The organism is Pseudomonas sp. EL_65y_Pfl2_R95 (genome assembly GCF_963971045.1).
In the GTDB taxonomy this organism is placed as follows: Bacteria; Pseudomonadota; Gammaproteobacteria; order Pseudomonadales; family Pseudomonadaceae; genus Aquipseudomonas.
Genome location: NZ_CAXAOV010000004.1, coordinates 484544 through 507982 on the forward strand (window position 1 = coordinate 484544; position 23439 = coordinate 507982).

The window sequence follows — 23439 nt, forward strand, 5'->3', positions numbered from 1 at the left end:
TAAGCTGAGAGTTTGTGCCGCTCTTAAAGTTGCGTACAGAACGGGTTTCAACTGTGGCTTTTGGCAATTTTTGCCTGGCTCTCAATGCAAGTCCCGCAAACACTGGGCCAGCGCCACGCGTCTAGCTTGCGCCTTGCACAGGTTACAAAAAATTTCATATATCTGTGAGTCTAGCTCTTGCAACCCTAACTAAATACTGGTGGTATTGAGGGGTAATCAAAAAGAGCTGCTTGACCAAAATTGCCGCCATATTTCACAAAGTACCCCTAAAAAAGCCGTTTTAAGTGGTTTTAGCAGGCTTGTCTTCTCGGTGTCAGGTCAAGTCAGCCTCAAAAATAATAACAATCTCACTCGGCTGTTCTCTGCCGAGTATTTGACGTTAAAGGCTTGTAAGCCCGCCCATGATTATTCTCATCAGCTCGAAAATCACTCAGTCAAATATCCACGCGTCTTTGGGCAAGGCGGAGTACAGCTATTTCTTTTTACTCAAGGATTTCCTGCCCGCACTGGAAAGGATTGGCAAGGTTATCCACGTTTCAAGTCAATCTGAAGTTGATGACCATTACGTTCAGTACAGTAGCCAAGGGCAACCTGTTGTATTTATCAGTGTCAGTCCGCCGCACCAAACACCACTGACATCAGCCTGCCCAACCGTCAGTCTTTTCGCGTGGGAGTTCGATAGCCTGCCATCAGGGGGGTGGGATGAGAGTCCTTGCAACGACTGGCGCTATGCATTTGCTTGCATTCAAGGTGCAATTAGTACTAGTCAAGAAACAGCAGCTTTGGTCACGCAAGTTATGGGTGATGCGTATCCGATTATTGCTATGCCCGCTCCGATTTGGGATCGGTATTCAAGCCTAGGTTCCGTGACCGGCAAAACGCCCATTTTAGATGAGCGTAAGTTTTCGTTCGCAGGCATTGTGATTGATAGTTGTACGCTTGGCTTATCAGCCGATGGGCTAGTACGCAAACAATCTACAGAATCTGTGCAGGATGAAGATACTCAGTCATCGCCAGAACGCACTCCTCTTCTTTCGCTTCAAAACACAGTTGCCCATTCTCTTAAGCACAGCGCTGCATTGCTCCGCGGGTGGTGGGCTGAAATTAATTCGCCTATCGAGGGAGGCGAGTTAGCCGTTAGCCTGGTTCCGGTAACCGCTCAAGCTGGATTGCCTGATGAGCCTCATCAGGCAGCGCTGCCTCCTTTGCAAGAAGTGCTAGTCAATGGTGTTGTCTATTGCACAGTGCTTAATCCAGCAGATAGTCGTAAAAACTGGGTGGAGGTTATTACTGGATTTTGCTGGGCATTTAAAAATGTGGAGGATGCCACCTTAGTTGTGAAGATGACGCACTACGACCTTGAGTATTACCGGATCGTGCTAATTACATTGCTTTCCCGCTTAGCCCCATTCAAGTGCCGAGTGCTTGTGTTGCACGGATATCTGGAGGATCGGGAGTACCAAGCACTCATTGCGGCCAGTAGTTTCTATGTGAACGCCTCATCAGGCGAAGGGTTATGTCTGCCGTTGATGGAATTTTTAAGCGCCAGTAAGCCCGTCATAGCGCCTGCCCATACAGCTATGGCTGACTATATCGATTCTGAGATTGCTTTTTTGGTGGAATGTTCACTTGAGCCATTCTGTTGGCCGCACGACCCGACAGGAATTTTTCATACCCACCGCCATCGTCTTAACTGGCAATCACTCATGGAAGCCTACAAACGCAGTTATCAAATAGCAAAAGCTGACCATGATGCTTACCAGAGGATGTCAATGAGAGCTTATGCTCGGATGCATAGCTTTGCATCGGTAGAGCAAACGATTGAGCCGTTGCGTAATTTTTTAGCAGGCGTGATTGAATCGAGCCGTGAGCGGCCCAATACCCTTCAGAAAAGAGGGGCTGCGCAATGAAGTTTTTAGTTTATTCCGCCGTTGGGGCAAACAATATTGCGGCTAGCATGGGAATGCCTGAGTACAGCTATTACTTTGTTCTGAAGGACTTTTTGCCTGTTCTGCAAAGTTTGGGTGACGTGCAGTTTGTTACGGAGCCTCAAGTCGAGGTCGATGCACTCTATGATGAAGCTCTGGCGCACGGCCGAGAATGCATTTTTCTGTCGTTCTCGCCTCCGCATAAAACGTTTGTTGCGCTGCGATGCCCTACCGTTCCTGTTTTTGCATGGGAGTTCTCAAGCATTCCTAATGAGCATTGGCTCGACGACATTAATCAGAACTGGGTACATGTCCTCAAGCAATGTCGCCGGGCAATTACTCATTCGACAATGGTAGTGCAAGCGGTACGTAATGAACTGGGAGCGCAATATCCCATTTTATCGACGCCATCTCCGGTGTGGGATCGATTTGCCAATCTTCGTAAAACTCAGAGCAACTTGCCCTTAAATGAGCCCGTAAAAATTAAAGTGGTGTGCGGGGTAGTTGTAGATAGCTTTGATCCTGCCTTGAAACCCTACATCTCAGGGCCAGAATCTTCCGCTCTCGTCGTCCAGGCTATTCGCGAGCATCAAAGCGCTACGGCTCGATCTTCTGTTTCGCTCAACTTCGATCAAGTGCTAGTACGTAAGCAGTCGCGCTTGCGTGTTAGCAAAAGATATTTAGGGGAGTGGTACATTTCAGTTCTTCAGCCGTTGCTGCCGTTTTTGCCAGGACGCCGTAACCGTCAAGCTAACCCCCCGATTGACTCTGTAATTGATGTGGTAGCTAGTGATCCAACTAAGCCATTGGAGCCCCGCAACACAGTAGAACCACCCCATCCGGCAGAGTCAGGATTGACTCCAAAAATGCCTGTCTGGGCAGCACAAGCGAGTGAAATTGAGCTATCCGGTGTGGTTTTCACCGCAATGTTTAACCCTTACGACGGGCGAAAAAACTGGGCCGATATGCTCACTGCATTCTGTGCTGCATTTCGGGACACGCCCGATGCAACATTGGTGTTTAAGCTGGGTCATAGCGAATACCTTTCAGCTATGCATGACATGCTGATCTGGATGGCTAGAATGCCAGCCTACAAATGTCGAGTTGTATTGATACATGGTTACTTGGAGGGAGACGAATTCGATAACCTAGTGGGTGCTAGCGCCTTTGCCGTCAATGCATCTCATGGCGAAGGTCAGTGCTTGCCACTAATGGAGTTTATGTCGTCTGGGAAGCCAGCAATTGCTCCCCGCCACTCCGCCATGGTTGATTACATGGATGAGGAGGTGGGATTTGTAGTTAATAGCTGGCTTGATGGCACCGCATGGTCTCACGACCCTCGATTGGCTTACCGCACCTTACGTCATCAGATTGATTGGGCGTCGCTGAAGGATGCGTACAGTGCTGCTTATACCTGTGCCAAAGAGCAGCCGGAAAAATATCAGCAGTTGTCGCGCAATGCGGTCAAACGAATGCATGAACACTGTTCGCAAAACGCTGCGCGAGAAAAGCTGGTCGATTTTTTTCAGCTAGAGTCAAAGGTGTCCGCGTGAATTTTTTGCAGAAGCTTTTTCAGCGGCTAAAGCCGGATGTGTCAGCAGCAAGGGATGATGAGGTCACCGCGGCTGATTATGTTGATGCGCGGGATTGTGGGTTGGTTGATGCCGTGCAAAGTGGTTGGTTTCGTAACGCCAGTGATGAGTTATTTACTGGGTTCGCTATCTCCGCTGAGGATGTGGTGCTCGATATTGGCTGTGGCGCTGGTGGAGCCACATTGTTCTGTGCAAATCGTGGTGCCCATGTGGTATTCACTGATGTTATCGCCGACAAGATTGACGCGCTCAAAAGCAAGCTCAGTCAAACTTCTGCTCGCGGAGTCGAAGGCATTGTTTCTGACAGCGTGCCGTTGCCATTGGCCGATGATTACGCCTCACGGATTATCGCTCTTGAGGTGCTTGAGCATGTTGACGACCCTGCGGAGGTGCTCCGCGAACTCGTGCGCATAGCACGTCCAGGGGCGTTATTTCTATTAGCCGTGCCCGATCCTGTTGGCGAACATATCCAAAAAAAGTGTGCCTCACCAAACCATTTTGTACGCCCTAACCACATCCATATTTTTGAACGTGAAGACTTTGCCACCCTGGTTGAGGGTGCCGGGCTGACCATCGAGCGCCGCTCTTCGTATGGTTTTTTTTGGACCATGTGGATGCTGATGTATTGGACGGAGCAAAAAAACAGTGGCAAGCCCAGTTCAGGCGAAACCCATGATGTTGTGCACCCGCCATACAGCGCGCTAGTCGAGGATTGGTCGAGCTTGTGGCGACGCCTAATTGATATGCCTGAGTTCTCACCTGTGAAGCAAAGCCTAGACATTTTAATGCCAAAAAGTCAGGTGATCGTTGCGCGCAAACCAGATTAGTAAGTTTGCCACGAGCCAATAATAGGAATAAGAATGCTCAGTAAAATAAAACGCTTTTTAAACTTATCCCCTGCACCCCTCGAATTTGATGGCGCCTTGGCAAGTGGGGTTTCCAACGATTCCTCGGACAAAGAGTCTCCAGTCAACCTCGAAATAGGTTTGGTAGACAGCTATCTCAGCGGTTGGCTGCGAAACGACACGGGTGAGCTAATCGAAGGGTTCGCCATTACTCCGGCAGATACTGTCCTAGATATAGGTTGTGGCGATGGCGGTTACGCAACTTTTAGCGGCAAGTGCGGCGCTGCAGTTATTCTGGCGGATGTTGATGCTGAAAAAATTGAAATTGCGCGTCAGCGTGTTGAGCAAGCAGGTGCGCGAAGTGTTCAAGCATTAGTTACTGACGCTAATCCGTTACCACTTCCCGATGCCCATGTTTCACGCATCGTCGCCATGGAAGTTCTGGAGCACGTCGATGACCCTGCAGCTTTTATGCAGGAGTTGGTCAGAGTTGCAGTGCCAGGCGCTCTTTTCCTGCTAACAGTACCTGACGAGTTAATCGAAACAATCCAGACACATATCGCGCCTTCAATTTATTTTGAAAAACCCAATCATATTCGTATTTTCAAGCGTGGGGAGCTAGCGCAGTTGGCTTTGGAAGCAGGCCTTACGATTGACCGCACGACTCAATATGGTTTTTACCATTCGGTTTGGTGGTCACTTTACTGGGCTTGTGAAAACCAGCCGCTTTCTCCTCCTTGGCATCCGCTGATTGAAAGCTGGACGCATACTTGGACAACTTTGCTATCGCTTCCCGATGGAGCAAGGATCAAGCAGGCATTAGATGCTGCAATGCCGAAAAGCCAAGTCGTTATTGCGCGTAAACCTTTATGAATCAGCTTTTCGTTACTGGCCGCAGTGGCTTTGTAGGTCAGCATTTAGAGGCGGTGTTGCCATCGACAGATTGGCGACTTATGGCGTCGGCCAAGTTTGATTTGCTTGATCCTGAATCACTCGATTCAGCGCTCAGTGCGGAATGCCCGGATGCGGTTATTCACCTTGCCGGGCAGACCTTCGTTCCAGAGGCGTTTCGCGATCCTCAGCGTACTTATGAGGTGAATCTGCTCGGGACGCTGAATTTGTTGCAAGCGCTCAAGCGACGTGGTTTTCGCGGCACCTTTTTGTATGTCAGTTCGGGTGATGTTTACGGCAGGGTTGATGAGTCAGACATGCCCATTACCGAGTCCTTGATGGTCAAGCCGCGCAATCCCTATGCAGTGAGTAAGATTGCTGCCGAGCTGCTTTGTCTGCAATGGGCTTATACCGAATCTTGGCGCGTCGTGATTGCTCGTCCGTTTAACCACATTGGACCTGGCCAGAGTGAAACTTTTTTAGTGGCCGATATGGCGCGTCAACTGATTCGGATAAAACGGGGTCAGCAAGCTCCTGTCTTGAATGTGGGCGATGTTGATGTGAGCCGTGATTTTCTCGACGTGGCCGATGTTGTAGCTGCCTACTTGCTTCTGCTTGAGAAAGGTAAGAGCGGCGAAATATACAACCTGTGTTCGGGCGTGGAGCGAGTAATCCGTGACGTGATCAATCAGATGGCGCAACTGGCGGGCGTAGAGGTGGTACTGGAGCACGACTCCGAGCGCTTTCGCCGGGCTGAGCAGCGAAGAGTTGTCGGTTGTTCGGCAAAAATTCAAAAAGAGACTGGATGGGAGCCTGAAGCGGGCTTTTCAGAGACGCTGCTTAGCGTTTTATCTGATTGGGAGGGCCGAGAGCAACGCTAAACATAAAGCTCAATTAGGTTTGATTGGCGAGTCAAATCTAGGGCTGTCGACACGGCTGATAAATGACAACGAAAGACTGGGTGTAAACCTAGCGAAAATTTTCCAGAGACCCTGCTCAGAGCCATCTCTGAGAGTAGTAAGAGAATAATAATGTATAAAAAAGCGCTTATCACAGGTTTAACAGGTCAGGATGGTGCGTATTTGGCCAAACTGCTATTAGACAAAGGTTATGAGGTCCATGGCCTTGTTGCCCGGCGTAGTACCGATACCCGTTGGCGCTTGCGCGAGCTGGGTGTTGAGTCGCGCATTGTCTACCACGATGGCGATCTGGCTGATGCGTCCTCAGTGCAACGTGCCGTGCTTAAGGCACGTCCTGATGAGGTGTATAACCTCGGCGCTCAAAGCTTCGTCGGCAGCTCTTGGGATCAACCGATTACCACGGGCATAGTCGACGGCCTGGGCGTTACCCATATGCTTGAGGCTATACGCCAGTTCAGCCCTGAGACACGCTTCTACCAAGCTTCAACCAGCGAGATGTTTGGTTTGATCCAAGCCGAGCGTCAGGATGAAAACACACCTTTTTATCCCCGCAGTCCCTACGGTGTGGCCAAGTTATATGGTCATTGGATAACCGTGAACTACCGCGAAAGCTTTGGCTTGCATGCGTCGAGTGGCATTTTGTTTAACCACGAATCGCCGTTGCGCGGTATTGAGTTTGTCACACGTAAGGTGACAGATGCCGTCGCACGCATTAAACAGGGAAAACAGCATGAGCTTCGGCTGGGCAATATCGACGCTCAGCGCGACTGGGGCTTTGCCGGTGACTATGTCGAAGCCATGTGGTTGATGCTGCAGCAAGATAAGCCAGACGACTACGTCATCGCGACCGGCATCACGACGACTGTGCGTGAGATGTGCCGCATCGCGTTCTCATATGTGGAATTGGACTACCAAGATCACGTAATCATCGATCCTGAGTTCTTCCGTCCAGCGGAGGTCGAAGTGCTGTTGGGTAACCCGGCCAAAGCTGAGCGAGTACTTGGCTGGACCCCCAAGACCAACCTTGAAGTTTTGATTCAGTCGATGGTCGAAGCTGACCTTAAGCGTGTAGCCAAGGAGTGATCTGATGATAGTTCCTGTGATTTTGTCCGGCGGTGCCGGAACACGCTTATGGCCAGTCTCACGCGAGGGTCAGCCTAAGCCTTTTATGCTTATGCCAGACGGTGAATCGTTGCTGGCCAAGACCTATCGCCGTGCTGCCGATTTGATCGTCGATGGCGGTGAAATTGTCACTGTGACTAATCGGGACTACTACTTTCAAAGCAAAGATCATTTTCTAGCTGCCAAGCTAAGGCCGCGCCGCCCGCATTTTATTCTTGAGCCGGTTGGCCGCAACACGGCGCCAGCGATTGCTATTGCTGCACTGACCCTGGCGCAAAACCACGGCGACGATGTGGTGATGGTGGTCATGCCTGCCGATCACCTGATCTGCGACAGCGCTGGTTTCAATGCTTCAGTGAAGCATGCAGAAGTACTCGCTCTAGAGGGCCACTTGGTGACCTTCGGAGTTCCGCCTACTGCACCTGAGACGGGTTTTGGATACATCGAAACCGGTAGCGCGCTCGACGCCAGTGGGGCTACCAAGGTCGTTAGATTCGTCGAAAAGCCGGATGCGAGCACTGCGCAAGGCTACTTGGATAGCGGCAACTTTCTCTGGAACTCCGGAATGTTTTGCTTCACCGCAGGCACCTTCATTGCAGAGCTCGAGCGCTATGCTCCCGAGTTGCTGGAGCAAGTGCGTCTGTGCATCGAGCAAAGCCCTGTGCAGGATGTGCCGACACTGGTTCAGCGTGAACTGGACAGCAAAACGTTTTCTGAGATGCCAGATATTTCCATTGATTACGCATTGATGGAGGTTTCGGAGCGCGTGGCGGTGATACCGGCGGCATTCGACTGGAGTGATATCGGTTCCTGGAATGCTATGAGCCAATTAGTCGAGCCGGATGCACACAATAACCGTGCAACCAACAATGCCCTGTTTATTGATAGCCACAACAACTATGTGCAGAGCGATGGCCGGATGGTCGCAACGGTCGGCCTTGATAACCTGATAGTGATTGATACTGATGATGCGTTATTGGTTGCTCATGCTGACCGCGCTCAAGATGTACGGCTAGTGGTCAAGCAGCTTAAGGACAACAATCATGATGCCTATCGTCTGCATCGCACGGTGAGTCGGCCTTGGGGCACATTCACCGTTCTTGAAGAAGGGCCGCGTTTCAAGATCAAACGCATCGTGGTTAAGCCGGGCGCGTCGCTTTCTTTGCAAATGCACCATCACCGCAGCGAACACTGGATTGTGGTTAAGGGCATGGCCAAAGTCACCAATGGTGATGGCGCGCGCCTGGTCAATAGCGACCAATCAACCTACATAGCTGCTGGCCATAAACACCGCTTGGAGAACCCGGGTGTAATTGAGCTGGTGATGATCGAAGTGCAGAGTGGTGAGTACTTGGGTGAAGACGACATTGTACGTTTCGAAGATCAATACGGCAGGGTGGTCTGATGGCTTTGAGTATGGCTCGCGCTGTCTGGAGCTATCGTGGCTTTGTTGTCGGCAGCGTGAAGCGTGAGTTCCAAACCCGTTACCAGAATTCACTGTTAGGCGCTGCATGGTCTGTACTTAATCCGCTGTCGATGATCATCGTTTACACGGTTATTTTTTCGCAGTTGATGAAAGCTCGACTGCCGGGTGTTGATAACGGCCTCGCGTATGGGATTTATCTGTGCGCGGGAATTCTGACCTGGGGTTTTTTTGCCGAGGTGATTGGCCGCAGTCAGTCGGTGTTTCTGGAACATGCAAACCTGATCAAAAAGCTCAGCTTTCCACGAATCTGCTTGCCGTTGATTGTGGTGCTCAACGCGGGGGTTAACTTTGCGATTATCTTCGCTTTGTTCCTTGGGTTTTTGCTCGCAACGGACAATTTTCCCGGCTGGGCCGTTCTTGCGGTACTTCCCGTATTGATGATTCAGATCGTGTTCTCTATCGGTTTAGGCATCATGCTCGGGGTGCTCAATGTGTTCTTCCGCGATGTCGGCCAGTTTGTCGGCATTTTTTTGCAGTTTTGGTTTTGGTTCACGCCAATCGTATACCCGGCATCAATTCTTCCTGACTGGGTCAAACCCTTCTTGAGTGCAAACCCAATGGTGCCGTTGATCAGCGCCTATCAAGGCATCTTTGTGTATGGCCGCTGGCCTGATTGGTCGTCGCTGCTGCCGACATTAATCATTGCTGTCGTTTTGTGTGTGTTAGCGATGCGCTTGTTCCGTAAGCGCTCGGGCGAAATGGTGGATGAACTCTAATGGGCAGCATTCAGGTAAGCCAGCTGGGCAAAGCATACAAGCAGTACCCCTCGCGCTGGGCGCGCCTCGCTGAATGGTTTATCCCTTTTTCAGCGCCTAGGCACCAACTTAAGTGGGTACTTCAAGACCTTTCTTTCACCGTTAATCCCGGCGAAGCGCTGGGGATTATTGGCGTTAATGGGGCGGGCAAAAGCACGCTGTTGAAAATGATCACGGGGACTACGCAACCCAACGCCGGGTCTATCCAGCTGCAAGGTAGAGTGGCAGCTTTGTTGGAACTGGGGATGGGGTTTCACCCAGATTTTAGTGGACGGCAGAACGTCTTTATGGCGGGACAGCTGCTTGGTTTGGGCATGGAAGAGCTGCACGAGCTTATGCCGGAGATTGAAGCGTTCGCTGAAATCGGCGAGTACATTGATCATCCGGTCCGCACCTACTCCAGTGGTATGCAAATGCGCTTGGCATTTAGCGTCGCCACTGCTCGACGTCCCGATGTTCTGATTGTCGATGAAGCGCTGTCGGTAGGTGACGCGTATTTTCAGCATAAAAGCTTCGCGCGGATTCGTGAATTTCGCAAAGCCGGCACTACATTGCTGATTGTGTCCCATGACCGACAGGCGATACAGAACCTCTGTGACCGGGCAATTCTGCTAGCTAATGGCAAACTTGCGCTTGAAGGTTCGCCAGAAGAAGTGATGGATTTTTACAGCGCTATGCTGGCTGAGAAAGAGCAGCAAACCGTGCGTCAAGAGCGTCTTGATAGCGGGCAAGTCAGGACCATCTCGGGCACCGGAGAAGCTGGTTTTGCAGATATCGCGTTGATCAACGACCAAGGTCAGCGGGTTGAGGTCATCTCTGTAGGCTCCATGGTTACTCTCGAAGTCACCGTTGATATACGGGCAGATGTGCCGAGATTGATTTTAGGATTCATGATTAAAGACCGTATGGGTCAAGCCATGTATGGCATTAATACCCATCGTCTTAATCAGCCTGTTGAAAACTTAAAAGCTGGCCAACAGGTGGTTTATCGCTTCAAGTTCCCTGTCCGTCTTGGTAAGGGCAATTATTCAATTGCACTGTCCTTGTCACGCTTTGACTCTCATCTGGATACCAACTACGAGTGGCGCGATTTCGCGCTGGTGTTTCATGTCATCAACATCAAACAGGCTGACTTTGTCGGCTGTGCCTGGCTTGATTCTGATGTGTCCATCGAGCGCAGCGAAGCTGTCGTTTCGACCACCGTCGAGAGTTAAGGATGACTATGCGGCTCTTAGTTGAATGCACCTATGTATATGAGCACCCGAATGACAACTCGGGCATCCAGCGTGTTGTGCGCAATGTTATCAACCAGCTGTCTGCAGTTGACGCTTCTGTCGAGTGCATTCCAATCATGATGCGGGGGGGGGAAGTACACCAGGTGCTCAGTTTGGCTCCGTTGCCGACGCAACAGCTTTCATGGAAGCAAAAGCTTCGGGTCAAGCTCGATCATTGGCGAAATCGCTTCTGGTGTTTACATGCGCACGTTGAGCGGCTGGCGCCTTTGCGTTATTCGCATACGTTGCGTCGGATCTTTTATGTGCTCTGTCGCTTGGCGGGCCTGAGTTTTAGCATTCCGATCCGATTGCTTGATCGCTTTACTAACGACACCCCTGCACCAGAGCGCGCGGTAGTTATTGAGTGTCGAGAGGGTGACCAGTTATTGCTGCTCGATTCATCGTGGCATGCCGACTTCTTTCCACTGGCTGAGCGATTGAAGCGTGAAGGTGTGGGTATTATTTCGGTGATCTATGACCTTATTCCACTAACCCATCCGCAGTTTTGTGATGCTGGCTTGGTCAAAGTATTTGATCGTTGGTTTGACTGGATCTCGCGAACCGCTGATGGGTTTATCGCAATCTCTTCTACCATCAGTGAGCAAGTTAAAGCTGAAGTAACGAGCAGAATTGGTGAAACCGAAGCAGGAACGCGTTGGTTTGACCATTTTTACCTGGGCTCTGAGCTTGATCTCGTTGTCGCTGATAAAAAGCTCGAGAACAGACTGCTCACGCTATTTGACGGCACCGCTCCGGTTTACCTGATGGTCAGTACTATCGAGCCGCGCAAGAACCATGCGTACTTGCTCGACGCTTTTGAGCTGCTATGGCAAAAAGATTCGCCTGCCTGCCTTTGTATAGTGGGTAAAGTCGGCTGGAAGTGCGATGACTTGATTGAGCGCATCGAGTCGCACCCCGAGCTGAACCAGCGTTTATTTATGTTCAATAGCCTTGACGATGCCGGTCTCGAATACGCTTATAACCATTCGCGGGCCCTGGTATTTCCTTCATACGTCGAAGGCTTTGGATTGCCTCTCGTTGAAGCAATGCAGCGAGGTTTGCCAGCAATGGCGAGTGCTATCCCAGTGTTTGAGGAAATCGGCGGTGACTTCATGGCTTACTTCGAGCTTGGCCAGCCCGCCTCTCTCGCTGCACTCGTCGAGAACTTTGAGCAGACTGGGCGCTTTCCTGCCGCTAAAAACCTACAGCAATGGTCTTGGTTGAGCTGGAATGATTCAACTCGCCAGCTGATCGAGCGTACGGCGACCCATGTCATGCAAGCGAAATCGAGCGACAGAATATTGAGTGGGTTTGATGTCAAAACGCATAGCGCTTAACGCAGGCATTTTGCGGGCGCCGCGTACTGGTATTGGTCAGTATTTGGCTGAGCTCGCCAATGAGTTGTCCAAGCAAGATGATCTCCAGTTGCAGTTTTTTAATGGCTGGAGCTGGAGTGAGCAATTGCCTGAAAACTCCATGCCAGGCTATTCACGTTGGAGCAACCTGATTAAACGCTGGGTGCCTGGTGCCTACCCATTACGTCGCGTGTTAGAACAGCAGCGTTTTACTCACGGTTTACGCAGCAAGCCCGCGAATCTCTATCACGACCCCAGTCTCTGGCCGTTTGAGTTTGATGGGCCCATGGTAATGACGCTGCATGACCTCACGCATATACATTACCCGCACACGCAACCTGTTGACCGGATTAATGAAATAGAGCGCCATACTGCCAGCGCAGTGCAGCGAGCCGCTAGAATTCTAGTTGACTCAGAGTTCATTGCTGCGGAAGTCGTAAAGTATTACGGGCTTACTAGAGACAAGCTTGTCGTCGCGCCGTTGGGGTGTTCCGAGCGTTTCAGGCCTCAAGCAGCTGAGGCTTTGCTCGAACCTTTGCAGCCATTCGGATTGATTCCGGGGCAGTATCTGCTGTGTGTCGGGACGCTCGAGCCGCGTAAGAATTTACAATTGGTGTTGAGGGCACATCAGCGTTTACCTGAGCCAATACGCAAGCGTTACCCCCTCGTTATTGCTGGTATGGCAGGCTGGCTTCCTGACAGTTACTCTGAGCCTTTGCAACAGGCATTATCGGGAGGCTATGCCCATGTCTTGGGCTACCAGCCTGATGCGTTGCTCGCGAAAATCGTATCTGGCGCCAGGATGCTGATATTTCCGTCGCTCTATGAAGGTTTTGGTTTGCCGGTGCTTGAAGCCATGAACAGTGGTGTACCTGTGGTTCTGAGTCGAAGAGCTTCATTGCCAGAGGTAGCAGGTGGTGCCGGAAGCTACATTGATGTGGACGATGAAATAGCCTGTGCCGAAATGATCACTCAACTGTTGGAGGACCAGCAGCTTTGGCAGGCAAAGCGCGATGCTGGACTAAAGCGCGCCCAACATTTTTCTTGGCAGCGCTGCGCAGCAATCACTGCTGATGTATATCGACAGGTAATGGTGAACTAATGCGGGTTTTACATTTTTTTAAAACTTACCTGCCTGAATCTATGGGCGGTATCGAGCAGGTTATCTATCAGCTGTGCCAAGGCAGCGCTGCGCAAGGCATTGATAGCCATGTGCTTACATTGAGCTCCGAGCAAGAGCCCAAGGATTTTGCGCTAGGTTCGCACCAAGTTCACCGTGCAAATTTGGATTTCTATCTCGCGTCTACGGGATTTTCATATAGCGTTTTTAAGCGTTTCCGGGAGTTGGCAGCGGAGGCGGATATTATTAATTATCACTTCCCGTGGCCCTTCATGGACGTGGTGCACTTTACGTCTTCGGTGAATAAGCCAACCGTCGTCACCTACCACTCGGACATTGTTCGCCAACAAGGCTTACTACAACTCTACAAGCCAGTAATGAACCGCTTTCTCAGCAGTGTCGACAGAATTATTGCGGCGTCACCTAATTACATGCACACCAGTGAGGTACTTACGCGGTTTGCTAATAAGACGCGGGTGATTCCTTACGGGCTCGATAAAACAACCTACCCAGTGCCCGATCTTGAGCGTTTGGGGCGTTGGCGACAGCAGTTTGGGTTGCGGTTCTTTCTGTTTGTTGGGGTTATGCGTTATTACAAAGGCCTGCATATTTTACTGGATGCCTTAGCGGGTACAAATTATCCGGTAGTTATTCTCGGGGCTGGCCCGTTAGAGCAGGAACTCCGAGCCCAGGCTCAACGACTTGGCCTGAATCACGTTCATTTTGTCGGGCGTCTGGGTGACGAAGATAAAGTGGCATTGCTGCAGTTATGTAGCGCGATCGTATTTCCGTCGCATTTGCGTTCGGAGGCTTTTGGCATTTCTTTGCTTGAAGGCGCTATGTATGGAAAGCCGATGATCTCCAGTGAAATAGGCACCGGGACCAGCTACATCAATATTCACGGAGAGACAGGTTTGGTGGTTCCGCCAAGTAACCCTCAGGCGTTTCGTGAGGCGATGCGCACACTTTGGGACAACCCTGAACTTTCTGCGCAAATGGGCGTTCGTGCACTGGAGCGTTATGAGCGGGTTTTTTCTGCCCAGCGTATGTGTGAGCAAACAGCGGAGCTGTACCAAGAGTTACTTGATGCTCCCCAGCAGCGAGCAGAGCCTTGCGCTTGACTCAAAACTTAACCGTTTAGATGCACCAGAAACCCCACCCACAAAAAAACCGCCACAGCTCAGCTGTGACGGTTTTTTATTGAGCTGAATTTAGCGCCAGAAGGGCTTCTTCAGTTCTGCGTGGCGTTGGCTTTCAGTAATGCCGGCATCAGCCAGAAGGCGTGCATCAAGTCGAGCCAGTTGACGGCGGCTGACGATGCGGCGCTGCCATAGCAATACTGTGGCGGCCATACGCAGCGGGGCACCGCTGATAACAGAATTCGGTTGTGCTTCGAATAACAGTTCGGAACTGAGGGTACGTTCCATGGTGTGCATCCTTCCGCTTGTGGCGGTGTGAGAGAGTATTTTGCTTGGTACTAATGATGAGGGTTTTTCAAATGACGCAGTAGTCACAGATAATCAAAATTATTACGTTAATAGATAGGATGCTTTGTAACTGTTTCTATGATTTTTGATTAAACTGTACTGTACATAAGTTATTTAGCCATTGAAAAAGCTATTTTGCAGTTGATTTAGCTGCGATATTCTGTATTTGCAGCAAAAATATTACGGTACAGTTGTAAATTGAATGGATATTTTTGCTGACCTGTTTTTCAGGTTATATCCATATTACTCTCAGCTTTATCGGATCTGTACCGCTGCCAGGTAATCCCAGGCGTACAGTTTGTTGCCCGGTTGACTCTATGGTTTGACTGCTTGGCGTTTGCACACTGCCACTGCTGGCAGAGCAGTGAGCCTGAGTCCACCGCCTATTATTCTCACCCGTGCAAAATATGGCGGCGCGCTGTAATGGTGACGCGCGTTAAGCGTCCTTATTAAAGGTTGCCTGCTGTAATCCCGCATCGGGGCTTGTATGCGCAGGCGCGATCAGAAAAGCAAATAAGGAACAGCCGTGAATACAATTGCTAGGTTTACGGGCGCAGCCATAGTGGCGTCTTTCACCGCGCTGTCAGTGCAGGCTGACGAAGGTTTTTCAACGCAGGTTGATGCTAAAGGCACTATTACTTTGCCTGAGGATTTTCGCGCAACGATGTCGCACCTGGGATCTTGGTATGTGCCTAGCGGCGAAGCGAGTGGCTTTCATGATGTGTATCTGGATTCAGACGCCGTCAGCGCATTTCGCAAGTCCGGTAAGTTTCCGGACGGGGCGGTAATGGTCAAAGAGTTGCGCCATGCCAAAGTGGGTAATTACACCACGGGCGCCGGCGTTAGCCATGCAACTGATATCAAGCAAACCTTTGTCATGGTCAAAGACAGTACCAATCGTTTCGCCGGGAAAAATCCAGCGTGGGGCGAAGGCTGGGGATGGGCGCTGTTTAAACCGGACAGTGCCGGAAAAAGCGTGGTCACTGATTACAGAATTGATTGCTTGGGCTGCCACGCGCCTGCCAAAGCCAAGGATTGGATTTACACCGAAGGCTATCCAACTCTGGGGGCTAAATAAGCACGGTTCAGGCGAGGAGGCGGTCCCCGGGCTGCCGAATCTAGGCGTGGATTTACGCCCCTTTCATCCTGACCGCCAGTGCATTTCCAGGAGCCTAAAGACAATTAAAAAGGCCCGAGCTGATCTTCAGCTCGGGCCTTTTTATGTCGCTGCGTTTAACGCTTACTCAACGGCTTTGACCATGTCCTCAATGACTTTCTTGGCATCGCCAAACACCATCATGGTTTTGTCGAGGTAGAACAGTTCATTGTCGAGACCGGCATAGCCGCTAGCCATCGAGCGCTTGTTGACGATCACGGTCTTGGCTTTGTAAGCCTCGAGAATCGGCATACCTGCAATCGGTGACTTGGGATCATTCTTCGCCGCTGGGTTAACCACGTCGTTGGCGCCCAACACCAACACCACGTCGGTCTGGCCGAACTCGGAGTTAATGTCTTCCATCTCGAACACTTGCTCGTAAGGCACTTCGGCCTCAGCCAGCAACACGTTCATGTGGCCAGGCATACGACCGGCAACCGGGTGAATGGCGTACTTAACGGTTACGCCGCGATGAGTCAGCTTCTCGGCCAGCTCCATCAGCGCATGTTGTGCACGCGCCACGGCCAAACCATAACCCGGAACGATTACCACGGTGTCGGCGTTGGTCAGGAGGAAGGCGGCGTCGTCGCTTGAGCCCGACTTAACCGGACGCTGTTCTTTGCTGCCGGTTGCAGGGCCTGCATCCGCTTCGGCGCCGAAGCCACCGAGGATCACATTGAAGAACGAGCGGTTCATCGCCTTACACATGATGTAAGACAGAATCGCGCCGCTGGAACCCACCAGCGAGCCGGCAATGATCAGCATCGAGTTGTTCAGCGAGAAACCGATACCCGCCGCAGCCCAGCCTGAATAGCTGTTGAGCATCGACACCACAACCGGCATATCTGCGCCGCCAATCGGGATGATGATCAGTACGCCGATGATGAACGCCAGGATCAGCAGCAGGGTGAAGGCGGTCAGGCTTCCGGTAAAGGTGAAGTACAAGCCCAATACCAGAATTGCGATGCCCACGATCAGATTGATTTTGTGCTGACCGCTGAACGACACCGGTGCGCCTTGGAACAGGCGGAACTTGTATTTGCCAGACAGCTTGCCGAAGGCGATAACCGAACCCGAGAAGGTCACTGCACCGATGGCCGCGCCCAGGAACAGTTCCAAACGGTTACCCGCTGGAATGGCATCGCCCAGTGCGGCAACGATGCCCAGTGATTGCGGTTCAACGACAGCAGCAACTGCAATAAATACTGCGGCCAGACCAATCATGCTGTGCATGAAGGCAACCAGCTCAGGCATCTTGGTCATTTCAACGCGCTTGGCCATGATCGAGCCAGCGGTGCCGCCGACCAACAAGCCCAGGATCACATAGCCAATGCCAGGTGTGTCGGCTTCAGCGCTGAGTTTGTACATCAGGCCAATGGTGGTGATGACCGCCAAACCCATGCCGATCATGCCGAACAGGTTGCCGCGACGTGATGTTGTCGGGTGCGACAGGCCTTTAAGCGCTTGGATAAAGCAGATCGAGGCGATCAGGTAGAGAACAGTGATGAAATTCATGCTCATGATCAGTGCTTCTCCGTCGGCGCGGCTGCTTTAGGCGCCTTCTTCTTGAACATTTCGAGCATGCGTCGAGTGACCAGAAAGCCACCGAATACATTCACTGCCGCCAACGCGACAGCCATCGTGCCCATAAACTTGCCAAACGGGGTCACGGTCAATGCCGCGGCCAACATGGCACCGACAATTACGATTGCCGAAATGGCGTTGGTCACTGCCATCAATGGTGTGTGCAGCGCTGGGGTTACGTTCCAAACCACGTGGTAGCCGACATAAATTGCCAGCGCAAAAATGATCAGGTTGTAGATACCGTCGGAAATTTCCATGTCTCTACTCCTTTAGCCGTTGCTGCGGACGATTTCACCGTCGCGGCACATCAGGCACGCGGCGACGATATCGTCTTCGAGGTTGACGTTGAACTGGCCGTCCTTGTCGAGGACCAGCTTGAGGAAGTCGAGCAGGTTACGCGCGTACAGTGCAGATGCATCCGCAGGCACCAAGGCCGCCAGATTGCTATGGCCGACGATAGTTACCCCGTGCTTCACCACCACTTGCTCGGCTTCAGTCAGTGGACAGTTGCCACCTTGAGCTGCAGCGAGGTCGATGATCACCGAGCCGGGCTTCATCTCTTGGACTGTCGCTTCATGCAGCAAGGTAGGTGCCTTGCGACCTGGGATTAATGCGGTGGTGATGACAATGTCGGCCTGCTTGGCGCGCTCGTGTACAGCTTTCGCTTGACGCTCCATCCACGACGCGGGCATTGGCCGGGCGTAACCGCCCACACCTTGAGCGGCATCGCGCTCCTCATCGGTCTCAAATGGCACATCGACAAACTTGCCACCCAGCGACTCAATCTGCTCTTTAACCGCGGGGCGTACATCTGAGGCTTCAATTACTGCGCCCAGGCGCTTGGCTGTCGCGATGGCTTGCAGGCCAGCAACACCCGCTCCGAGAATCAGAATCCGCGCGGCCTTTACGGTACCGGCAGCGGTCATCAACATCGGCATAAAGCGTGGGTAATGATGCGCAGCCAGTAGCACGGCTTTGTAGCCGGCAATGTTGGCCTGGGATGAAAGCACGTCGAGACTTTGAGCGCGAGAGGTGCGCGGGGCAGCTTCAAGGGCAAAGGCAGTAATGCCGCGAGCATTCATCAGTGCAATGGTTTCATTGCTGAACGGGTTGAGCATGCCAACCAGAACGGCACCAGACTTCATCAGCGCAAGCTCAGCTTCAGATGGGGCGACCACTTTGAGTACAAGCTCAGCGCCAAAGGCATCGCTACCGCTGCCAATGGTTGCGCCGGCAGCTTCATACGCTGCATCGGTCACGCTGGCACTAATGCCTGCGCCGCTTTGTACTGTTACCTGATGACCTTGGCCAATCAGTTTCTTAATGGTCTCGGGAGTCGCGGCTACGCGCGTCTCTCCGGCATGGGTTTCGAGAGGAACACCGATGTGCACTTCAAATCTCCTGCGTGATCTTTTTTTGTGAACCCGGACGCTACGTTGGCATGCGGGCGAGGGGAGGATCAGCACAATCCCGCTTCAGTAAGACTTTAGTATTTAGCGGGGTCGGCATTTTGCAGGGGAAGCGCGAGGCCTTCAAGACGTTCTGAAGTAAAACATTGCAGTAACTACAGGTCACCAGATGACTGTTCATTCTATAAACAGGCTTAAACCCCTGTATATAGGGGGTTTAAGCTGATTTATAGCAGGTTTTCAGTCGTTAAACGCTGATGGAATAATTTGCGATTCAGCAGATCAATGGTTATCAGTGTAATTTTAGCCAGCGCCCCTGAACTAGCGCAGTTGCGACCTCTAGTGTGCAAAAAACGCAACACTTGAGCGGTGAACATCCTTCATTATCTGTAGCGCTCACCAATGCTGACTACGGGGTCAGCTTGTAGCTGTCAGCCCCTGATTTAAAAGGATTTGGCAGCTACGCTAGCAACTTTGAAAGCGCAATAAACAGCAGAAAAAGTTTGGATGCTGTCATTTATTCCAGTCCACACCGCTGCGCGTACGCTTGAGTCTGCTCAATCAACCAGTCGCGTAGTACCTGCAGGGCGGCTGACTCGGCCTTGCGCTCGGGGATGATCAAAAAATACGCCTTGTCACTGGGGTAGCTGTGGGGTGAGGCAATCACCAAGCGACCTTCGTTTAGCTCCCGCTCAATCAGGAAGGGCGGTATCAAGGCGATGCCCATCTCATGAATGGCAGCTTGTGCCAGCATCGAAAAAAGCTCATAGCGAGGCCCGCTCATATCCCGCACTGCGGTCATGCCTTGGCTGTTAAACCATTGTCGCCAGCCATAGGGGCGGGTGGTCTGTTGGAGTAGCGGTAGTTTGGCCAGCTCTTCTGCCGATAACTGTGCGCCATTACTGAGCAGTGCGGGGCTGCAGACAGGCATTGAGTTTTCGCGCATCAGCCGATAGGACGCCGTGCCCGACCAGTCGCCATCGCCAAAATAGATTGCTGCATCGAAGTCGGTGTCAGCGAACAAAAATGGCCGAGTGCGGTTGGTCAGGTTAACCGTCACGTGAGGGTGCAAGCGCTGAAAGTCCTTGAGTCGTGGCAGCAACCACTGAGTGCCAAATGTGGGCACAACGGCGAGCTCAATGGTCATCGCACCTTGTTGCCCGATCATTGCCAGCGTGTCGCGCTCGACCGCATCAAGTTGCCCTGCTATTCGACGCGAATACGAGGTGCCTGCCTCGGTCAGCAAAACCCCGCGTCTTGAGCGGCGAAACAGTTCGACGCCAAGGAAGTCTTCCAGACCGGCGATTTGCCGGCAGATTGCACTCTGCGTCAGGGCAAGTTCGTGTGCCGCTTTGGTAAAGCTCTGGTGGCGCGCGGCTGACTCGAAGGCAATTAGTGCGGCAGTACTGGGGATTTTTCGGCGCATGGTTGTCGCTCTGCATTTATGTGAGGTCTGTGTTGCAATGTTTCTTTCGCAACATGCCATAAAGTTACTCTGTGCCTTGTCGAAGTTTTGTCAGTGCAGGACGGTTTTCACCTGCTATCGGTTATCCCGGTTGCCGGGGTGTCACCGCGCAAATGCTGCAACTTTACGGGGCTCGGCGTGGTAGCGAGAGCCTTGCATTCAACTGCTTTGAGCTATAGGGCTAGCTCAGCATCAGCAGATTTTTCGGTTACGGCAGCTGGTTTACGAAGTGAGTATTATGCACAGGTTAGTGCGAAATACTCGTTTGTCTGATGTGCTTTGCAGGTCTAGGATCAATCCACACGCTTAATATGGAGTGCTGCCGTTGGCTGCCCTCCCTCGCTGAACTGAGGATCACACCAATGGCCAAGGCAAGCTTTAACTGGATCGACCCCCTGCTGCTGGATCAGCAACTTACCGAAGAAGAGCGCATGGTGCGTGATAGCGCCCAGCAGTTTGCCGATCACAAGCTAGCCCCGCGTGTGCTCGAAGCCTTTCGTAATGAACAAACTGACCCCGCCATCTTTCGCGAAATGGGGGAGACCGGCCTGCTCGGTGCCACTATTCCTGAAGCGTATGGCGGCAGCGGTCTTAATTATGTGAGCTACGGCCTGATCGCCCGTGAAGTGGAGCGAATTGACTCGGGCTACCGCTCGATGATGAGTGTGCAGTCTTCTTTGGTAATGGTGCCGATTTATGAGTTCGGCAATGAGGAAACCCGGCAGAAGTATTTGCCTAAGTTGGCCAGTGGCGAGTACATCGGTTGCTTTGGATTGACCGAACCCAATCATGGCTCTGATCCGGGTGCGATGATCACGCGGGCCAAGAAAGTGGACGGTGGCTATCGCATCAGCGGCAGCAAAATGTGGATTACCAACAGCCCGATCGCCGATGTCTTTGTCGTCTGGGCCAAGGATGATGCGGGTGATATCCGCGGCTTTGTTCTGGAGAAAGGTTGGGAGGGGCTCAGCACCCCGGCGATTCACGGCAAGGTCGGGCTGCGCGCCTCGATTACCGGCGAAATTGTGATGGACAATGTGTTCGTTCCTGAAGTTAACGCCTTCCCTGATGTGCGTGGACTTAAAGGCCCATTCACCTGCCTGAACTCCGCGCGCTATGGCATCAGCTGGGGTGCATTGGGGGCGGCCGAGTTCTGCTGGCACATCGCACGCCAATACACCCTGGATCGTCAGCAGTTCGGTCGGCCGCTCGCCGCAACGCAGTTAGTGCAGAAGAAACTCGCCGATATGCAGACTGAAATCACGCTGGCGCTGCAGGGTTGCCTGCGCCTGGGGCGGATGAAGGATGAAGGCACGGCTGCGGTTGAAATCACGTCGATCATGAAGCGCAACAGCTGCGGCAAATCGCTGGAGATTGCGCGTATGGCCCGGGATATGCTCGGTGGTAATGGCATCAGTGATGAGTTTGGCGTCGCTCGACATTTGGTCAACCTTGAGGTGGTTAACACCTATGAAGGGACTCACGATGTTCATGCGCTGATTCTGGGTCGGGCGCAAACCGGTATCCAAGCCTTCTTCTAATGGGCTCTATGCAGAAAGGCCTGCTGAGGCCTTTTCTGCTATTTAGTCCCAGCTGTCTCTGCCTGTCTTCGATGCAGGCTGGTGTAGTCCCCCCGTTTTATCTACGGAGTCTGTTATGTCGGGTGCTCTGTCGCATTTACGTGTGCTTGATCTATCTCGTGTTTTGGCTGGCCCTTGGGCTGGGCAAATTCTTGCCGATTTGGGCGCCGAGGTAATCAAGGTTGAGCGCCCGGGCGTGGGTGATGATACGCGTCACTGGGGGCCGCCGTTTTTGCAGGATGCCGCGGGTCAAAACACCTCTGAAGCGGCGTATTACCTCAGTGCTAATCGCAACAAACAGTCGGTAACTATCGATTTCACTCAGCCTCGTGGCCAGCAGTTGATTCGCGAGCTAGCGGCCAAATCGGATGTATTGATCGAGAACTTCAAGGTGGGTGGGCTTGCCGCTTATGGTCTCGACTATGGGAGCTTGAAAGCGCTCAATCCGCGGCTGATTTACTGCTCCATTACCGGCTTTGGCCAGACCGGTCCCTATGCAAAACGTGCGGGCTATGACTTTATGATCCAGGGCTTGGGCGGGCTTATGAGCCTGACTGGACGTCCGGATGATCAGGCGGGGGCTGGGCCGGTGAAAGTCGGCGTGGCATTGACCGATATTCTTACCGGCTTATATTCCACCTCGGCAATTTTGGCTGCGCTGGCCAGTCGCGGTGAAACGGGGCAGGGGCAGCATATCGACATGGCGCTGCTGGATGTGCAGGTTGCCTGTCTGGCCAATCAGGCGATGAACTTCCTGACAACCGGGACTGCACCGCAGCGGTTGGGCAATGCCCACCCTAATATTGTCCCCTATCAAGATTTCCCAACTGCGGATGGTGACCTCATCCTGACGGTGGGTAACGACGGACAATTTAGAAAGTTCTGCGAAGTTGCCGGGCAGCCTGATTGGGCGGATGATCGGCGCTTTGCAACCAATCAGGCCAGGGTTGCCCACCGCGCTGAGTTGATCCCGTTGATACGCCAGGTCACGGTATTTCGAACCACCGCCCAATGGGTGGCGGATCTAGAGAGCGCAGGGGTGCCTTGTGGGCCTGTCAACGATGTGCAGCAGGTATTTGCAGATCCTCAGGTGATCGCCCGTGGACTACGCATTGATTTGCCGCATGCACTCGCAGGCTCTGTTCCGCAGGTCGCCAGTCCAATAAGATTATCCGACACCCCTGTGCAATACCGACATGCGCCACCCCTATTGGGCGAGCACACTGAACAAGTATTACAGCGTTGGCTTGGGCTGACGACTAAAGAGCTGGAGGGGCTGCGTGAGGATGCAGTGCTTTAGTTTGGAGGGGGTTACAACCCGTAAACATCGACAGGTTTAATTTTTTAGCAGAGTGCTGTAATGTCAATATAATGGCGTCGATTATTTTGTAGATGCTTAGACAGCGAATGTTTAATTTAATTTCACGCCTTCAGAAATAAAGTCTAATCTAATTCCTTTTAGACGGATAA

General features: G+C 52.1%; 20 protein-coding genes. 15 read left to right on the forward strand and 5 right to left on the reverse strand.

Annotation, left to right across the window (positions count from 1 at the left end; genetic code table 11):
* The first annotated feature begins 401 nt into the window (after nucleotides 1-401).
* The 12 genes from AACY09_RS15685 to AACY09_RS15740 all read left to right on the forward strand — a co-directional run bounded on the left by AACY09_RS15685 (nucleotide 402) and on the right by AACY09_RS15740 (nucleotide 14409).
* A complete protein-coding gene (locus AACY09_RS15685; protein WP_339489329.1) occupies nucleotides 402-1910 on the forward strand; it encodes a glycosyltransferase in 1509 nt (502 codons plus the stop codon).
* A complete protein-coding gene (locus AACY09_RS15690; RefSeq protein WP_339489331.1) occupies nucleotides 1907-3481 on the forward strand; it encodes a glycosyltransferase in 1575 nt (524 codons plus the stop codon). Before AACY09_RS15685 ends, AACY09_RS15690 begins: the two co-directional genes overlap by 4 nt.
* Nucleotides 3478-4347 (forward strand): class I SAM-dependent methyltransferase, encoded by an 870-nt coding sequence (locus AACY09_RS15695; RefSeq protein WP_339489333.1) that lies wholly within the window; start codon nucleotides 3478-3480, stop codon nucleotides 4345-4347. Before AACY09_RS15690 ends, AACY09_RS15695 begins: the two co-directional genes overlap by 4 nt.
* A gap of 33 nt (nucleotides 4348-4380) precedes the next feature.
* The gene (locus tag AACY09_RS15700) at nucleotides 4381-5238 is read left to right on the forward strand and encodes a class I SAM-dependent methyltransferase (protein ID WP_339489334.1); all 858 of its coding nucleotides are present in this window, start codon (nucleotides 4381-4383) and stop codon (nucleotides 5236-5238) included.
* Entirely contained in the window at nucleotides 5235-6137 is a 903-nt protein-coding gene (locus tag AACY09_RS15705) for a GDP-mannose 4,6-dehydratase (RefSeq protein ID WP_339489335.1), read from the forward strand. Before AACY09_RS15700 ends, AACY09_RS15705 begins: the two co-directional genes overlap by 4 nt.
* A gap of 150 nt (nucleotides 6138-6287) precedes the next feature.
* Nucleotides 6288-7259, forward strand: coding sequence for a GDP-mannose 4,6-dehydratase (gene gmd / locus AACY09_RS15710; protein ID WP_339489336.1), 972 nt, complete (start codon nucleotides 6288-6290; stop codon nucleotides 7257-7259).
* 4 nt (nucleotides 7260-7263) lie between these two features.
* Nucleotides 7264-8703: a mannose-1-phosphate guanylyltransferase/mannose-6-phosphate isomerase gene (locus tag AACY09_RS15715; RefSeq protein ID WP_339489337.1), complete on the forward strand. Its 1440-nt coding sequence runs from the start codon at nucleotides 7264-7266 to the stop codon at nucleotides 8701-8703.
* The gene (locus AACY09_RS15720) at nucleotides 8703-9500 is read left to right on the forward strand and encodes an ABC transporter permease (protein WP_339489339.1); all 798 of its coding nucleotides are present in this window, start codon (nucleotides 8703-8705) and stop codon (nucleotides 9498-9500) included. Before AACY09_RS15715 ends, AACY09_RS15720 begins: the two co-directional genes overlap by 1 nt.
* Nucleotides 9500-10753 carry an ABC transporter ATP-binding protein gene (locus AACY09_RS15725; RefSeq protein WP_339489341.1) on the forward strand — a complete coding sequence of 418 codons (1254 nt, stop codon included), beginning with the start codon at nucleotides 9500-9502 and terminating at the stop codon, nucleotides 10751-10753. Before AACY09_RS15720 ends, AACY09_RS15725 begins: the two co-directional genes overlap by 1 nt.
* Nucleotides 10754-10761: 8 nt before the next feature.
* Nucleotides 10762-12150, forward strand: a complete 1389-nt coding sequence (locus tag AACY09_RS15730; RefSeq protein ID WP_445323856.1) for a glycosyltransferase family 4 protein — start codon at nucleotides 10762-10764, stop codon at nucleotides 12148-12150.
* Nucleotides 12128-13270, forward strand: coding sequence for a glycosyltransferase family 4 protein (locus AACY09_RS15735; protein ID WP_339489343.1), 1143 nt, complete (start codon nucleotides 12128-12130; stop codon nucleotides 13268-13270). Before AACY09_RS15730 ends, AACY09_RS15735 begins: the two co-directional genes overlap by 23 nt.
* A complete protein-coding gene (locus tag AACY09_RS15740; protein ID WP_339489344.1) occupies nucleotides 13270-14409 on the forward strand; it encodes a glycosyltransferase family 4 protein in 1140 nt (379 codons plus the stop codon). The genes AACY09_RS15735 and AACY09_RS15740 overlap by 1 nt, the downstream gene beginning before the upstream one ends.
* Before the next feature lie 90 nt (nucleotides 14410-14499).
* On the opposite strand, the gene AACY09_RS15745 is transcribed toward AACY09_RS15740, so the two are convergent.
* Nucleotides 14500-14715: a DUF1127 domain-containing protein gene (locus tag AACY09_RS15745; RefSeq protein ID WP_339489346.1), complete on the reverse strand. Its 216-nt coding sequence runs from the start codon at nucleotides 14713-14715 to the stop codon at nucleotides 14500-14502.
* Nucleotides 14716-15301: 586 nt separating this feature from the next.
* Here AACY09_RS15745 and AACY09_RS15750 point away from each other — a divergent pair.
* Complete coding sequence (locus AACY09_RS15750; protein ID WP_339489347.1) at nucleotides 15302-15853, forward strand: cytochrome P460 family protein; 552 nt, start codon at nucleotides 15302-15304, stop codon at nucleotides 15851-15853.
* A gap of 162 nt (nucleotides 15854-16015) precedes the next feature.
* Here the strand turns inward: AACY09_RS15750 and AACY09_RS15755 are convergent, their stop codons facing one another.
* The 4 genes from AACY09_RS15755 to AACY09_RS15770 form a co-directional block, all read right to left on the reverse strand.
* A complete protein-coding gene (locus tag AACY09_RS15755; RefSeq protein WP_339489348.1) occupies nucleotides 16016-17452 on the reverse strand; it encodes an NAD(P)(+) transhydrogenase (Re/Si-specific) subunit beta in 1437 nt (478 codons plus the stop codon).
* Nucleotides 17453-17454: 2 nt separating this feature from the next.
* The gene (locus AACY09_RS15760) at nucleotides 17455-17772 is read right to left on the reverse strand and encodes an NAD(P) transhydrogenase subunit alpha (protein WP_339489349.1); all 318 of its coding nucleotides are present in this window, start codon (nucleotides 17770-17772) and stop codon (nucleotides 17455-17457) included.
* A 12-nt stretch (nucleotides 17773-17784) separates the two neighbouring features.
* A complete protein-coding gene (locus tag AACY09_RS15765; protein ID WP_339489350.1) occupies nucleotides 17785-18906 on the reverse strand; it encodes a Re/Si-specific NAD(P)(+) transhydrogenase subunit alpha in 1122 nt (373 codons plus the stop codon).
* A 535-nt stretch (nucleotides 18907-19441) separates the two neighbouring features.
* The gene (locus AACY09_RS15770; protein ID WP_339489351.1) at nucleotides 19442-20350 is read right to left on the reverse strand and encodes a LysR family transcriptional regulator; all 909 of its coding nucleotides are present in this window, start codon (nucleotides 20348-20350) and stop codon (nucleotides 19442-19444) included.
* Between the two features lie 401 nt (nucleotides 20351-20751).
* Between AACY09_RS15770 and AACY09_RS15775 the strand changes: the two genes are divergently transcribed.
* Complete coding sequence (locus AACY09_RS15775; protein ID WP_339489352.1) at nucleotides 20752-21930, forward strand: acyl-CoA dehydrogenase; 1179 nt, start codon at nucleotides 20752-20754, stop codon at nucleotides 21928-21930.
* Between the two features lie 115 nt (nucleotides 21931-22045).
* On the forward strand, nucleotides 22046-23269 hold the full coding sequence (locus tag AACY09_RS15780; RefSeq protein WP_339489353.1) for a CaiB/BaiF CoA transferase family protein: 1224 nt from the start codon (nucleotides 22046-22048) through the stop codon (nucleotides 23267-23269).
* Nucleotides 23270-23439 lie beyond the last annotated feature (170 nt).